This window comes from Devosia sp. BK, from assembly GCF_032907385.1.
Taxonomy (GTDB): Bacteria; Pseudomonadota; Alphaproteobacteria; order Rhizobiales; family Devosiaceae; genus Devosia.
On record NZ_JAIMBX010000003.1, the window covers coordinates 330,075 to 343,768 of the forward strand.

At 59.9% G+C, this 13,694-nt stretch carries 13 protein-coding genes; 8 read left to right on the forward strand and 5 right to left on the reverse strand.

Annotation, left to right across the window (positions count from 1 at the left end; genetic code table 11):
* Positions 1-76: 76 nt before the first annotated feature.
* Together DevBK_RS17165 and DevBK_RS17170 are read right to left on the reverse strand one after the other, a co-directional pair.
* Entirely contained in the window at positions 77-1,603 is a 1,527-nt protein-coding gene (locus DevBK_RS17165) for an alkaline phosphatase (RefSeq protein ID WP_317186317.1), read from the reverse strand.
* A 112-nt stretch (positions 1,604-1,715) separates the two neighbouring features.
* Positions 1,716-1,937 (reverse strand): hypothetical protein, encoded by a 222-nt coding sequence (locus DevBK_RS17170; protein WP_061909243.1) that lies wholly within the window; start codon positions 1,935-1,937, stop codon positions 1,716-1,718.
* A gap of 162 nt (positions 1,938-2,099) precedes the next feature.
* On the opposite strand from DevBK_RS17170, the gene DevBK_RS17175 reads away from it, so the two are divergent.
* Positions 2,100-3,410 carry an esterase-like activity of phytase family protein gene (locus DevBK_RS17175; protein ID WP_317186318.1) on the forward strand — a complete coding sequence of 437 codons (1,311 nt, stop codon included), beginning with the start codon at positions 2,100-2,102 and terminating at the stop codon, positions 3,408-3,410.
* An 80-nt stretch (positions 3,411-3,490) separates the two neighbouring features.
* Here DevBK_RS17175 and DevBK_RS17180 read toward each other — a convergent pair whose 3' ends face one another.
* Positions 3,491-4,330, reverse strand: a complete 840-nt coding sequence (locus DevBK_RS17180) for a MurR/RpiR family transcriptional regulator (protein WP_317186319.1) — start codon at positions 4,328-4,330, stop codon at positions 3,491-3,493.
* 63 nt (positions 4,331-4,393) lie between these two features.
* Complete coding sequence (locus tag DevBK_RS17185; protein WP_317186320.1) at positions 4,394-5,131, reverse strand: HAD-IA family hydrolase; 738 nt, start codon at positions 5,129-5,131, stop codon at positions 4,394-4,396.
* A 143-nt stretch (positions 5,132-5,274) separates the two neighbouring features.
* Here DevBK_RS17185 and DevBK_RS17190 point away from each other — a divergent pair, with 143 nt between their 5' ends.
* From DevBK_RS17190 to DevBK_RS17210, 5 genes are all read left to right on the forward strand, one after another.
* A complete protein-coding gene (locus DevBK_RS17190; RefSeq protein WP_061909235.1) occupies positions 5,275-6,141 on the forward strand; it encodes a metallophosphoesterase family protein in 867 nt (288 codons plus the stop codon).
* Positions 6,134-7,057 (forward strand): ABC transporter permease, encoded by a 924-nt coding sequence (locus DevBK_RS17195; RefSeq protein ID WP_317186321.1) that lies wholly within the window; start codon positions 6,134-6,136, stop codon positions 7,055-7,057. The genes DevBK_RS17190 and DevBK_RS17195 overlap by 8 nt, the downstream gene beginning before the upstream one ends.
* Entirely contained in the window at positions 7,054-7,959 is a 906-nt protein-coding gene (locus DevBK_RS17200) for an ABC transporter permease (protein WP_317186322.1), read from the forward strand. The genes DevBK_RS17195 and DevBK_RS17200 overlap by 4 nt, the downstream gene beginning before the upstream one ends.
* 93 nt (positions 7,960-8,052) lie before the next feature.
* Positions 8,053-9,600, forward strand: a complete 1,548-nt coding sequence (locus DevBK_RS17205; protein WP_317186323.1) for an ABC transporter substrate-binding protein — start codon at positions 8,053-8,055, stop codon at positions 9,598-9,600.
* Between the two features lie 62 nt (positions 9,601-9,662).
* Entirely contained in the window at positions 9,663-11,384 is a 1,722-nt protein-coding gene (locus tag DevBK_RS17210) for an ABC transporter ATP-binding protein (RefSeq protein WP_317186324.1), read from the forward strand.
* A 121-nt stretch (positions 11,385-11,505) separates the two neighbouring features.
* On the opposite strand, the gene DevBK_RS17215 is transcribed toward DevBK_RS17210, so the two are convergent.
* Positions 11,506-12,009 carry an AAA family ATPase gene (locus DevBK_RS17215; RefSeq protein WP_317186325.1) on the reverse strand — a complete coding sequence of 168 codons (504 nt, stop codon included), beginning with the start codon at positions 12,007-12,009 and terminating at the stop codon, positions 11,506-11,508.
* A 251-nt stretch (positions 12,010-12,260) separates the two neighbouring features.
* Here DevBK_RS17215 and DevBK_RS17220 point away from each other — a divergent pair, with 251 nt between their 5' ends.
* Both DevBK_RS17220 and DevBK_RS17225 read left to right on the forward strand, forming a co-directional pair.
* Positions 12,261-12,917 carry a ferritin-like domain-containing protein gene (locus tag DevBK_RS17220; protein ID WP_082511708.1) on the forward strand — a complete coding sequence of 219 codons (657 nt, stop codon included), beginning with the start codon at positions 12,261-12,263 and terminating at the stop codon, positions 12,915-12,917.
* 11 nt (positions 12,918-12,928) lie between these two features.
* Positions 12,929-13,585, forward strand: coding sequence for a ferritin-like domain-containing protein (locus DevBK_RS17225; protein ID WP_317186326.1), 657 nt, complete (start codon positions 12,929-12,931; stop codon positions 13,583-13,585).
* The last annotated feature ends 109 nt before the right edge of the window (positions 13,586-13,694 follow it).

Sequence of the window (13,694 nt, forward strand, 5' to 3'; positions counted from 1 at the left end):
TTCACCGGGGTGACCGTCTGTATTCGGAATGAAAAGGTGGCCGCTGGTGAACCAGCGACCACCGCCGGGTGCTAAGTTACTTGGCGGCGTTGAGGCCGATGGCCTTGGCCATGACGTGGTAGATCAGGTTCTGTTCGATGACGCCGTCGAAGAGATATGCCTGCGGACCCTGGGCGAAGACGGCGACGTCGTCGCCGGCGTGGCTTTCCGAACCCATCGGGATCAGCGCTTGCTGCAGGAAGTCGATGTCGGTCGTGTCGACTTCGGTGAGGTCGGCGCGCTGCAGGGCAGAACGAACGTCTTCACCCGACATGGTCGAAACATCGGCACCTTCTTCGAGGGTCTTGGCGCCCGGGCCGTTCATGTAGCCGAGCGTGGTGTAGGGCAGGCCATCATCTCCCGTACCGGCAATGCCGAGGATCGGGTTGTTGCGGGTCGGGTAGCCGGCGATCGAGAACACGTGGCTGTGGTCAGCGGTGAGGAGGATCAGGGTCTCTTCCGGGTTCACGGCGTCGAAAGCAGCCTGGACGGCTTCCGAAACGGCGATGGCATCGGTGAGGGCGCGAGCGGCATTGCCAGCGTGGTGAGCGTGGTCGACGCGGCCGCCTTCAACCATCAGCACGAAGCCGTCTTCGTTCTTTTCAAGGATATCGATGGCCTTGACGGTCATTTCGGCAATCGAGGGTTCGCCGCCGGCATCGGTTTCGCGATCGGCTTCATACTGCATGTGCGAGCCGTTGAAGAGGCCGAGAACCTTGGTGGTTTCCGGGGTCAGGCCGTCAAAGCCGTCCTTGTTCCAGATATAAGTGCCGTCGGTGTACTTTTCCTGCCATTCGGCGATGAGGTCGCGTTCGATGCGGGCGCCGGTCTTGGTCTCGTCTTCCGGGTCCTTCTGGGTGCTCAGCATGAAGTTGGAACGGCCACCACCGAACACGACGTCAAAGCCGTCGCCGAAGTTGGAATCGACGAGCTGAGAGGCGATATCGGCGCACTTGCCGACGGCATCTTCAGGCAGGTTCTTGTCGGCTTCCCAATCACGGCCAACCGTGTGCGCATAGGCAGCGGCCGGGGTCGCGTGGGTGATGCGGGCGGTCGAGATGATGCCGGTCGAAAGCCCGGCTTCTTCAGCCTGCTCGAAGATCGACATGGTGGTGGCGCCGGCCTGGGTCGAGCAATCCTCGAGCACGGCAGTCTGATCGACGCCGATGGTGCCATTGAGCGACTTTACGCCCGAGGTGATGGCCGTCGCGGTCGGCGCGGAATCGGCGACCTGGCTGTCATGGGTGTAGGTCTTGACGAGCGCTGTGTGCGGCAGCAGCGTCTCAAAGGCGAGGGAGTGGCTTTCGCCATCGACGCCGGCGAGCTGGCCTTCATGGATGCGGGCAGCGGTGATGGTTGGGACCGAGAGGCCATCGACGATGAAGACGATGACGTTTTTGGCCTTGCCGGTATTGGGCTGGACCGCTTCCTTGGCGGCGAGCTGTTCCTGGGCAGCGAGGAAGTAGCTGTCATTGGCCTGCGGCACTGCAGTCTGCGCGAGTACGGGGACAGTGAGAGCGAGCGTCGAAACGCCGGCGAAGAGAGCTCGGGAGAGCTTGACCATGAAATTCACCTATCTGTTGCGGCGTCCCGCGAAGACTAGGAAGCGGGTGGTCGAGCCATAGACAAGCGGTGTGACAGGCATGTGTAACTCCCTGTCGCACAGATCAATTCGTTCAATCCTCGGCGGTGTGTGTGGAAATCGCGAAGTTCTGGAGTGCGCGGCTCGTTTCAAGATCCACGGCACTCTTGTCGATCATCACGCCAAAGGCGGCGCGGATAATCTGCTTCTTGGATACTTTGGGATGGGCCTTGCGGATGGTCTTCAGCGCATCATCGGGTTTGGGCATTTCAGCGAGAACGCGGACGATGGTCTGTTCGAGGCTTTCGGTCTTCATAACGCACCTATTCAGAATTGGCGGCATGTAGGCAGGTCGAACTGTCATAATCCAGCGCCCCAAAAGCAGGGTGGCATTGTCATGCGGCGGTCACGCCCCTGTGATGGTCGCGACATCATGGCTGGCTAGGGCAGGGCGTCCATTTTAATTCTGGAGATGACCATGCTCAAAGCTCTCGCCCTTGGCGTCAGCCTCAGCCTCCTTGCAACCCTTGCAATGGCTCAAGAGGCGGAAGGTCCGGCAAAATTTGACGCCGTGCTCAAGGCCCATGCCGAGCTTCCGGCCCAGACCTTTCTGCCTGTTCCAGCCGATGCACCCGCGGGCCTCCAGATGTCCGGCCGCTTCACCTCGGGCACAAGGGTCGAGACGCCCTATGGTTGGGCCAATCCCGCTTCGGGCATTGCCATGCCGTTTCCCGGCCAGCCGCTACAGGGCATGAGCGGCGTGCGTTCGCTGGGCGATGATCGCTTTCTCTTCCTCACCGACAATGGCTTTGGCACCAAGGCCAACTCGTCGGACGCCATGCTGATGTTCAACATCCTCAAGATGGATTGGGATGCTGGCAAAGTCGGCATCGAAAAGACCATCTTCCTTAGAGATCCGAACCGCGTCGTTCCTTTTCCGATCGTCACCGAGCATAGCGACAGCCGTTATCTCACGGGCGCCGATTTCGACCCTGAATCCATTCAGCCGGTTGGCGAAAATTATTGGATCGGCGACGAATTCGGCCCATGGCTGATCGAAGTCGATGCCGAGGGCGTCTTGTTGCAGGTCGTCAAAACCAATCCCGGTGGCATCGATTACAAGTCGCCGGACAACCAGTTCACGTCGCAACCTGCTGCCGGCGCAACCGTCACCGGCATCAATACCGGCCGGTCGGGCGGCTATGAAGGCATTGCTCAATCGGCCGATGGCAAGACGCTTTATCCGCTTCTGGAAAAGCCGTTCTTCGACGAGGCCGCTGGTGCGCTCGAAACCGTGGACGGCAAACCGGTTATCCGGATGCTGGAATTCAACGTCGCCGACGCCACCTGGAGCGACACCGTTCGCTACTATCCGCTCGACGATGCCAGCCATGCCATCGGCGACTTCAATCTCTTTGACGGCACGCGTGGCCTCATCATCGAGCGCGATAACAATGAAGGTGACGATGGCCGCGAAAAGGCTGCGGCCTTCAAGCGCATCTATCTCATCGATCTCACGCGGGCCGACGAAAACGGTGTGCTTGAAAAGATCGCCTATATCGACCTGATGGCGATCAAGGATCCAGACGCTATGGCGCCGCGCGGCACAAAGGATGGCGTCTTCACCTTCCCATTCGTTACCATCGAAGACGTCGATCTTGTCGACCCAACCACCATCATCGTTGCCAACGACAACAATTATCCTGGCTCGACCGGGCGCGAAGCTGGCCGGGCGGATGATAACGAATACATCCTGCTCGACGTCGCTGAGTTTTTGAAGGCGGAGTAATCTAGAGGTTAAGTGGGGGACGGGTCAGATCCGTCCCCCGCGTTTGAAAAAGGCATCCTCTAGTAACGACCGACTTACATTTACACGCGCTTGACCGAGAGCACGTCGAAGGTTTTGTCGATCGTCGTGACGGCGCGGTCGTAGTCGGCGAGGGCCAGCGCGGCGATCAGGGTGTCGATGACAGCAAGCTGAGCGATGCGGCTGGTCATGGCTTCGGTGCGGAACTGGGTTTCGCGCGCCAGGGTATGCAGCACGATATCGGTGTGGGTGAGGAGCGGCGAACGGCCAAAATTGGTGACAGCGATGGTGGTGGCGCCGGCCTCCTTGGCGAGCTTGGTGGCTGTCAGGGTTTCGATGGTCGAGCCGGAATGCGAAATCGTGAGCACGGCGACCTCGGGATCGCAGAGCGAGCCGGTGATGGCCATGACGTGGCTGTCGACGCTGACGCGGGCGTTGAGCCCGATGCGGAGCAGGCGATACATCGCGTCCTCCGCAATAGGCGCGGCAGAGCCGATACCAAACACTTCGATGCGCTTGGCGGCGCGGATGGCGGTGACGGCGCGGGCGAGTTGGGTCAGGTCGAGCGCGTTGCGCGTATCCTGCAGCGCCTGAAGGCCGCCACCAAAGATCTTCGAGACGACATCGGCAAGGCCGTCATTGGGATTGAGGTCTTCGTGGATGAACTGGACCGGTTGCACCAGATCGCGCGCCAAAGCGATCTTGATCTGCTGAAAACCGCGGGCGCCCAATTGCTGGCAGAGGCCGACGACGCTGCCCTCGCTCGAACTAGTGCGCTCGGCAACTTCCGTGACCGACATGTGCACGACATCGGCAGCATTGGCAGTGATGAAATCGGCGATACGTCCGGCCGTTGGCGCAAGGTCGGCGCGGATGGCGGAGATACGGTCCAAGACGTTCATCAGGCGCTCTTGTTGCTTTGGCTCTGCCATGCGTATGCCCGTTTCATCATAAAATTCAGGCTATTAGAGCACATGAGTGACGGTTTCACGAAGGAGGTCCGGCAGTTTTCCCGGCATGACCTGCCAAAAGGGTACGCCGAGGCCACGTGCCCCGGCGCCATCCGTGTGCGGATTGTCGCCGATGACGACGCAATGGTGCGGCGCGATGCCGATCTTGGCGCAGGCATGGCGGAAGAGTTCAGGCTGCGGCTTGCCGATGACGCGGTGGGGCACGGGACCGGTGACGGCAAAGAGGGCGCCGGCGAGGGCGCCGGCTTCGGGCACGGGGTAGCCGTCAGCGCCGGGATGGCTGAGATCGGGCGCAGCCACCAACACTTCGGCGCCATCGCGGACGGCGCGGGCGGCTATCGCGAGCTTGGTGTAACTGAACTGGCGGTCGCGGGCGACGATCACCGTGTCGACATTCCGCTCGCAGAGATCGAAGCCCATATTGCGCGCCATGCGGCGAAGGGCAGGGGAGCCGAGTAAGAGCAATCGCGAGCCGGGCCGCTTGTCCGCTGCTGCCTCGAGAGCTGCGACGCCGGCAAGCACGATACGCTCGGATGGCACCGGCAGACGCCATTCCTTGAAGCGGCGAGCTAATTGGTCGGGCGTGTGCTCGCTATCATTGGAGACGATGGCGAACCGGTCGGCAGTGGCTTCGATCAACGCGCGGGCGCCGGGCAACAGGTGGGTGCCCGAGGCCAGCGTGCCGTCGAGATCGATGAGAAACCCCTGATGGGCAGCGAAGTTGAAGGACACGCGAAGCACTCCCTAGATGGCCTAAGGGTGGTTTGAGATAGTCTCAATGTCAAGTTATGAAAAAATGAGATATGTTCATATGGGTGTCACAGAGGCTGTCTACTGGTGGGGTCAACACCGCCAAATCTGCTCAGGACAGCGCCATGAAGATCGCCATCATCACCGACATTCACCACGGCCCGAAGTCCCATACCAAGGAGACCGGCTGGGACGGCATGGGCGCGATGGAGGCATTTGTCGAGCATGCCAATACGATTAATGCCGACCTGCTGCTCGATCTTGGCGACCATATCTCGGATACCGACCACGCGACTGACGTCCGCGCCGCGACCGAGGTTGCCAACACGCTGGGCCAGTTCAATGGGCCGCGCTACCACGTCGTCGGCAATCACGACGTTACCAACCTGTCGATTGCCGACAATGAAGACATCTTTGGCCAGTCGATGGAGAGCCAGGTCTTCGACCTTGGCGCAGCGCGGTTGATCCTCTGGCAGCCGGGCGTCAATATCGGGCTTCCGGGCGGCTTTGCCCCAACGACCGAAGCGCTTCCCTGGCTGGTTGAAACGCTCAAGGCCGATACTAAGCCGGCGATCATCGCCACCCATGTGCCGCTGTCAGGCCATAGCCAGATCGGCAATTTCTATTTCGAAAACAATTACCAGTATTCGACCTATCCCGACCATGCTGAGGTGCGCCGCGCCGTAGAGGCGACGGGGAATGCTGCCATGTGGCTGGCCGGCCATGTTCATTGGAACACAGTAACCCCGATTGCCGGCATCCAGCATGTAACCATCCAGTCCATGTCCGAACGTTTTACGACAGCGCCGGCCTCGGCGAATGCCTTTGCGGTGATCGAGATCATCGACGATCTCGCCGACCTGACCGTCCACGGCAATGATCCGTTCCATGCCAAGGTGGCCTTCCGCCGCTCGGGCGATCGTCCCTGGTTCAAGCCAATGGGGCCGTTTGGCTCAAACGCCGACGTCGCCGCCGAGCTTGAACATGCTTGATCAACTGGCTCGCCGCACCCTGGGAGCGATTGCGACGCTCGGCGTCGTCATCGTCGCCGTCTTCTCCGCGACCCGCCTCTCCGGCAATGCGGCGGACTATCTGCTGCCGCCGGGCGTCGACGCCAATACAAGGGCGCTGATGATCACCCAGATGGGGCTCGACCAGCCGCTGCTGCTGCAATTCGCACACTACGTGCAGGGTCTCTTCAGTGGCGACATGGGCATCAGCCTTTTTGAGCGGCGACCCGTCTTGGATATCTATGCCGAGCGCTTGCCCAATACGCTGATGCTGTTTGTCTATGCGCTGGGACTTGCAGTCGCGCTTGGTCTGCCACTCGGGCTCGTTGCAGCGCTCAATCGCGGCAATGCAGTGGGCGCAGCGATCATGAGCGTGGCCTTTGTGGGCTATGCGACGCCGAACTTTGTTTTGGCGATCATCATGATCCTGGTGTTCTCGTTCAACCTTCATTGGTTGCCCAGTTCTGGCTCAATGACCCCGATCCATTTCCTGATGCCGGCGATCGTTCTGGCAGCGCCAATGCTGGCCGAAATTATCCGCTTTACCCGCAATGCCATGCTCGATGTGCTGGGGCAGGACTATCTGCGGACCGCTCGCGCCAAGGGGCTCCCCGAACATCTGGTGGTGGGGAAACATGCGCTGCGCAATGCCGCCATTCCGGTCGTGACGATCCTCGGCCTGCAGGTGGCCGGTATGGTGGCGCGTGTCGTCATCGTCGAGAGCGTCTTCGCCACCAAAGGTATCGGCGACCTCGTGGTGTTTGCCGCCATTGGCCGGGATTATCCGGTCCTCCAGTTCGGCGTGATCCTGATCGCCCTCATTGTCGTCACCTCCTCTCTGGTGGTCGACTACGCCTATGCCGCCCTTGATCCCCGCGTGAAGGTTGCCGCATCATGACCGAGCTGACCGCTTCTCTTGCCCCTACATTAGCCGCCGGGCGACGGGGCAAACCGAGCCTTATCGCTACGCTCTGGTCGCGGGCCAATCTGTTCACCCGCATTAATCTCAGCGTCTTTGCGCTGATTTTGATCCTCGCGGCGCTGGCGCAGTGGATCTCGCCGTTCGATCCCGACGCGCAGAAGCTGCTGGCGCGCCTCAAGCCACCGATGGGTTTTGCCGGCGCCAATACGACCAATATTCTGGGCACCGACCAGCTTGGCCGCGATCTCCTAAGCCGCACCCTTTACGGCCTGCAACTGACCATGGCGATTGCCCTGATTGGTTCGCTGATCAGCCTCGTGCTCGGCGTGACGCTCGGTGTCATTGCCGGCTATGCCCGCGGCTGGTTCGGCGGCCTCATCATGGCGGTGGTGGATATCCAGCTCGCCATTCCCTTTACGCTGATTGCCCTTGTGGTGATCGCGGTGTTCGGCAACTCGCTGCCGGTGCTGATCGTCACCATCGGCCTCGCCGGGTGGGAAACCTATGCCCGCATCGTTCGGGCCCAGGTGTTGGCGACAGCGCGCATGCCCTTCGTCGAGGCGGCGGTCGCAGCCGGCGCCAAGCACGACCGCATCCTTCTCAAGCATATCCTGCCCAATATCGTGACGCCAATCATCGTGGTCTGGACCATGACTTTCTCGGCGCTGATCCTCGTGGAATCCTCGCTTTCTTTCCTTGGGCTTGGAGTGCAGCCACCAACCGCCACGCTGGGCTCTATGGTCGGGCTCGGGCGCGATTATCTCGCGTCCTCGGCCTGGATCGCGCTCGTGCCGGCCATCGCCATCATGTTCGTCTCGCTCCAGGTCCTCCTCATCGGCGACTGGCTGCGCGACGCGCTCGATATCCGCCTCAAATAAGTCCCGGCGCTACGGCGCCGGCCCCAAATGCCCCCTCATTCGATGTCCTCCCGACACCGAGCCCTTGCGCCTGCCTTTCAAAGGACCAAACAGATGATCAAGACGCTTCTTTCAACCCTCGCGCTCAGCACCATGCTGATCTCGGCTGCATCGGCGCAGTCTCTTACTGTCGGCGTGCAGAACCTGCCGCCATGGCTCGATCCGGGTAAGGACTTTGGCAACAATGGCAGCCAGATCTATTACAACACCTTCGATCCGCTGATCCTCAAGGACTATTCCCAGCCTGGAGCCGTCTTCAAGCCGGGTCTCGCAACCGCATGGGAAAGCCTGTCGCCAACCGAATTTCAGGTGACTTTGCGCGAAGGCGTCAAATTCCAGAACGGCGATCCGATGACCGCCGATGACGTGGTGTTTTCCTTCGAGCGTATTCTGCAGGATATGACGCCTGAATATGCCGGCATTCACCGCCAGTTCTTCGACAATTTTGCATCGGTCGAAAAGATCGATGAGACGACCATCAAATTCACCACCAAGAAGCCCGAGCCGCTGTTTGAAACCCTCCTCAACACTTCGGAAGGCTCCATTGTCCCCAAGGCCTATATCGCCGGCCTGTCAGGCGATGACGATGCGATCGAGCCTTCCGACTTCGACGCTTTCATGCTCAAGCCAATCGGCACCGGCCCTTACACCATCTCCTCGTTCCAGCCGGGCGAAAGCCTCGTCTGGACGCGCTTTGATGGCTATTGGGGTGACAAGGCTGCGCTTGACGAAGTGAGCCTTCGACGCATCCCGGAATTGGCTACCCGCGTCACCGCGCTTGCCAATGGCGAAGTCGATCTGATCACCAATGTGCCGCCCGATCAGCTGGCCACCATCGAGGGCAATCCGGCGCTCAAGGTCGTGGGCAATGTGACGCCGCTCTTTCACATCATCTTCTTCAATACCCGCAACCCGACGATGGCTAACCCAAAGCTGCGCCAGGCGCTGAGCATGGGCATCGATCGCAATCTTCTCAATGAAGCGCTCTGGGGCAATGAGGCCCTGGTTCCGAACACCCACAGCTATGCCCAATATGGCGAACTGAACGACACCGAGAGCCAGACCTTCGAATACAATCCCGAAAAGGCCAAGGAATTGCTGGCCGAGGCGGGCTACGATGGCTCGACCATCCGCTTCGACACCGATCCGGTCTACTACACCAATGGTCTTCTTGCCGCGCAGGCAATCCAGGAAATGTGGGCTGAAATCGGCGTCAAGGCTGAGATCAATGTAACGACCAAATGGACCGGCCCTGACGCAGACATGCAGGTGCGCAACTGGTCCAACCCAATGTATTTCGCCGATCCTGCCGGCTCGTTCGGTACCATGTGGTCGCCCAAGGGCTCGGGCACCGAAATGGCTTGGACCCCGAACGAGGCGTATCCGGCGCTTTGGGACAAGTTCCGCTACTCGACCGACATCGCCGTGCGCAAGGAAGCCTATGGCGAGATCATGGCCTATGTGAAGGAAGAGATGCCCTTCGTAGTGCTCTACCAGCCCTATGAAAGCTACGGCATGCGCCAGGGCGTGACCTGGGCGCCGCAGCCCGGTCACATCCCCTATGTGCTCGACTTCCGCGCCGGTGCCATCACCGTCGAATAAGCGCGTGAACCGGGCCGGCGTGTCCCCGCCGGCCCGAGCTTTCCCCTTTGAAAGGTCCGATCATGAGCGCCAATGCTTTGCTCGCCATAGAAAACCTCTCCATCAGCTTTGGCCATGGTGAAAAAGCCAAGCGCGTCGTCGAGGGCCTGAGCTTTGATGTGTTCCCCGGCGAATGCGTCGCCGTGGTTGGCGAATCCGGGTCGGGCAAATCGGTGACGGCTTTTTCGGTGCTCGGCCTGACAGTCTTCAACGGCGGCACGATCGACACTGGTGCCATTCTTTTCAAGCGCCGTGACGGCAGCGTCGTCGATCTCGCCAAGGCGGAGGAGCGCGTGATGCGCACCATTCGCGGCGACGAAATCGCTATGGTCTTTCAAGAGCCGATGACGGCGCTGAACCCGGTTTTCACCGTCGGCGAGCAGATTGCCGAAGTGCTGCGCCAGCATCGCGACATGGACCGCCAGACCGCCAATGCCAAGGCGCTGGATTTGATCACTCGCGTGCACATCAGTGATCCGGCGCGGCGCTTTACCCAATATCCGCATGAGCTGAGCGGTGGCATGCGCCAGCGTGTCGTCATTGCCATGGCGCTCGCCTGTTCGCCGCGCCTGCTGATCGCCGATGAGCCGACGACGGCCCTCGACGTGACCATTCAAGCCCAGGTGCTCGACTTGATGCGTGACCTTGCCCGAGAAGAGGGTATGGCACTGCTGTTTATCACCCATGACATGGGCGTCGTCGCCGAAATGGCAGACCGCGTGGTGGTAATGCACAAGGGCCGTAAGGTCGAGGAACAAGGGGTTGAAAAACTCTTTGCCCAGCCGCGCGAGAATTACACCAGGGCTCTGCTCAGTGCCGTGCCCAAGCTTGGTTCAATGGCCGGCACAGCCGGGCCTTTGGCTTTTGGAGCCGATCCTCGGACGGCCAAACCGGCGCCTGCGGCGCATGAGCCGCTGCTCGAAGTCAAAAATCTCTCGACCTGGTTCCCGATTCACAAAGGTCTCCTCAAGCGCCACGCTGGCGATGTGAAGGCCGTCGACGATGTCAGCTTCACTATCGGACGAGGCGAAACGCTTTCACTGGTGGGAGAATCCGGCTCTGGCAAATCGACAACCGGCCGTTCGATCCTGCGTCTCGCCAAACCCCATGCCGGCGAAGTTCTGCTTGAGGGGCAAGACGTCCTCAAACTCGACCGCGACGCGATGCGCGCCAAGCGGCGTGATATGCAGATCGTCTTTCAGGACCCCTATGCGGCGCTCGATCCGCGCATCGACGCTTTCGACCAGATTGTCGAGCCACTCGTCATCCACGGCGTCGAAAAGGGAAGTGCCTTGCGGGACCGCGCCGTTGAACTCGTGCGCCGCGTTGGGCTCGAGGCAGAACACCTCGACCGCTACCCCCATGAATTTTCCGGCGGTCAGCGCCAACGCCTCTGCATCGCGAGAGCACTGAGTCTTTCCCCAAAGCTGATTATCGCTGATGAGGCGGTCTCAGCCCTCGATGTCTCGATCCAGGCGCAGGTGGTCAATCTCTTGATAGAACTGCAGCAGGAACTGGGCCTGTCCTATCTCTTCATCAGCCACGACATGGGCGTCGTCGAGCGCACCAGCCACCGCGTCGCCGTCATGCGCCACGGCAAAATCGTCGAAACGGGCACGCGCGCGCAGATTTTCGAAGCGCCAAAACACGCCTACACCAAAGCGCTCATCGCCGCTGTTCCCGTCGCCGACGCGACCCGAGGTCGTTCAAGATCAGCAGGAGTGCGAAAGCTTCTTCCCGCGTGAAATCTGACAACGTCTGCTCGCCCAAAAACGTGGCCAAACACGAATGTCCGTGGTTGAGCACGCTCTCCTTGAAGCTGCCGCAGGTCATCTTGAGATAAGGTCGAATTGTCGCTTTGGAATTCTAGAGGACTAAGCCCAAACGGATGGAAATTTCCGCCAGGGCCCCATGCGGATCCGTTTTGGCAGTGTCTATGATAAAGCGGTCGGTTTCCCAGGGAACATAGTCCATCGTTTCTACCCTCTCCCACGTTGGGTGCTGATGACCAACGATCTCCGCGGGTCTCGTCTCAACACGTCGACGATGCTCTTGCTTGTTGCTGCACACGACCTCGATATCAAAGGCAATAGCGTTGGCGTCTTTAGCCGCGGCGTGCCAGCCGTGTCGACTTTCCAACACGGGATTGACGCTATCCGCGACAACCAGATTTCCCAGCAGGAGATTTGAACGGGCAATTGCGAACGATATCACATATCCCATAGGGCCAATATCATTGTCAGGGTATGTGCTCCGCAGTGCATTTTCGATCTCATCGACGCGGATGTAGACAGCAGAATGCTTTTCCGCAAATGCCTTCGCAATTGTAGATTTCCCGGTCCCCGGTAATCCGCTGAAGATCAATAACATGCCATGCCCTCCGAGTGCTTTCATGTTAGCTATCGGGCCAACTCAGCGTTTGGCTAGTGCCTGTGCACTTCCTGAGGGAAGTCCTCTAGCCACTGTAAAACTTGCCGCCGCGTTTCGTATTTTGTCTCGCGCGCATACTCGCCGCAGCCAAAAAAGTTTCTCGATAAATCGCGCATCTTTGTCGCATTTTTCAGAAACCGGGGCTGGCGGGCTTGCCGTTGCTTCTTCGGAATTCACCCGGAGATTGAATCATGCAAAGCAAGACCAGCCTTTCAAGGCGCCATCTGCTCAAGTGGGCAGGGGCGGGCACAACGGTGGCGATCGCGAGTGCCGTGTTGCCCAATTTCGGTATCAGTGCCGCACTGGCCGCCGAATTGGGCGATGGCGACATCGGCGTTCTCAACTATGCCTATGCGCTCGAACAGCTCGAGGCCGCCTTCTACACTCAGGCGCTCGAAAACCCGTTCGGCAATATGCAGGTCAACGACCAGCGCATCCTTCAGCAAATTCGCGACCACGAAATCGCGCATCGCGATTTCCTCAAGCGCGCACTCGGCTCCAACGCCATTCCAGCGCTTGAAGTCGATTTCTCGGCCGTCGATTTCTCAAGCCGTGCCAGCGTGCTTGGAACGGCAGATGTTTTCGAGAACCTGGGTGTCGCGGCCTATAACGGCGCGGGCCAGCTCATCTCAACGCCGGATTATCTTGTGGCCGCCGGTTCGATCGTATCGGTCGAAGCCCGCCACGCAGCCGCTATTGCCGACCTCCTGAGACCGTTCAGCGCCGAGGCCGCTGGTCGAGGCAATGTCGACCACAAGGGGCTCGATAAGGCCTTGCTGCCATCGATGGTTCTGCCCAAGGCTGCCCCCTTCATTGTGACCGAAGTCACCGCTGCAACTCTGCCATAAGGAATTCGATCATGAGCAATGATAACACCATTCTCGGCGCCATCGAGCCTGAGCTGGCAGATACGATCGTCAGCAGCCGTCGTGACGTTTTCGCCCGCTACGCCAAAGCGGCCGGGATCATGACCAGTGCCCCACTCGTGCTGGCGCTCGCGTCCAACCAGGCATTTGGCCAGAGCCTGCCGCAACAGATCACCGATACGCTCAATTTCGCGTTGACGCTCGAATATCTGGAAGCAGCCTTTTACGATCAAGGGAACAAGTCGGGCATTATTCCATCGCAATACCGCTCGGTCTTCCGCACCATCGGTCAGCACGAAAATGCCCACGTGAAGCTCTTGAAGGGCGTGTTGGGTTCGGCTGCGGTCAAAGCCCCGGGCGTCGATTTTACCGCCGGCGGCAAATATGCCGACGTTTGGGAAAATTTCGACACGTTCCTTACCCTTAGCCAGACCTTCGAAGATCTTGGCGTGGCCGCTTACAAAGGGCAGGCGGGCAATCTCATGGGCTCGAAGGAAGTCCTCACGGTCGCTTTGCAGATCCATTCGGTGGAAGCCCGTCACGCCTCCGAAGTCCGCCGTATTGGCCTCAAGTTCGGTTGGGATGGCGCATTCGACAAGCCGCTCAGCAAGAAAGCCGTGCTGGCAGCAGCGACGCCGTTCCTGGCCTAGAGTGTTCGGACGATTTTGGTGACGCGTTGGCCCTTGAGCTCATCTAGCCCAGGGGCCAATTTTTCCGTCACGTCAATTAGCGGGGCGTTGTCGTCTCAGAGCCGTTCTG

What these genes read in the sequence shown, in the direction of transcription:
- DevBK_RS17165 (WP_317186317.1), bottom strand. Translation starts at nt 1,603, where the DNA reads ATGGTCAAGCTCTCCCGAGCTCTCTTCGCCGGCGTTTCGACGCTCGCT.
- DevBK_RS17170 (WP_061909243.1), bottom strand. Translation starts at nt 1,937, where the DNA reads ATGAAGACCGAAAGCCTCGAACAGACCATCGTCCGCGTTCTCGCTGAA.
- DevBK_RS17175 (WP_317186318.1), top strand. Translation starts at nt 2,100, where the DNA reads ATGCTCAAAGCTCTCGCCCTTGGCGTCAGCCTCAGCCTCCTTGCAACC.
- DevBK_RS17180 (WP_317186319.1), bottom strand. Translation starts at nt 4,330, where the DNA reads ATGAACGTCTTGGACCGTATCTCCGCCATCCGCGCCGACCTTGCGCCA.
- DevBK_RS17190 (WP_061909235.1), top strand. Translation starts at nt 5,275, where the DNA reads ATGAAGATCGCCATCATCACCGACATTCACCACGGCCCGAAGTCCCAT.
- DevBK_RS17195 (WP_317186321.1), top strand. Translation starts at nt 6,134, where the DNA reads ATGCTTGATCAACTGGCTCGCCGCACCCTGGGAGCGATTGCGACGCTC.
- DevBK_RS17200 (WP_317186322.1), top strand. Translation starts at nt 7,054, where the DNA reads ATGACCGAGCTGACCGCTTCTCTTGCCCCTACATTAGCCGCCGGGCGA.
- DevBK_RS17205 (WP_317186323.1), top strand. Translation starts at nt 8,053, where the DNA reads ATGATCAAGACGCTTCTTTCAACCCTCGCGCTCAGCACCATGCTGATC.
- DevBK_RS17210 (WP_317186324.1), top strand. Translation starts at nt 9,663, where the DNA reads ATGAGCGCCAATGCTTTGCTCGCCATAGAAAACCTCTCCATCAGCTTT.
- DevBK_RS17215 (WP_317186325.1), bottom strand. Translation starts at nt 12,009, where the DNA reads ATGTTATTGATCTTCAGCGGATTACCGGGGACCGGGAAATCTACAATT.
- DevBK_RS17220 (WP_082511708.1), top strand. Translation starts at nt 12,261, where the DNA reads ATGCAAAGCAAGACCAGCCTTTCAAGGCGCCATCTGCTCAAGTGGGCA.
- DevBK_RS17225 (WP_317186326.1), top strand. Translation starts at nt 12,929, where the DNA reads ATGAGCAATGATAACACCATTCTCGGCGCCATCGAGCCTGAGCTGGCA.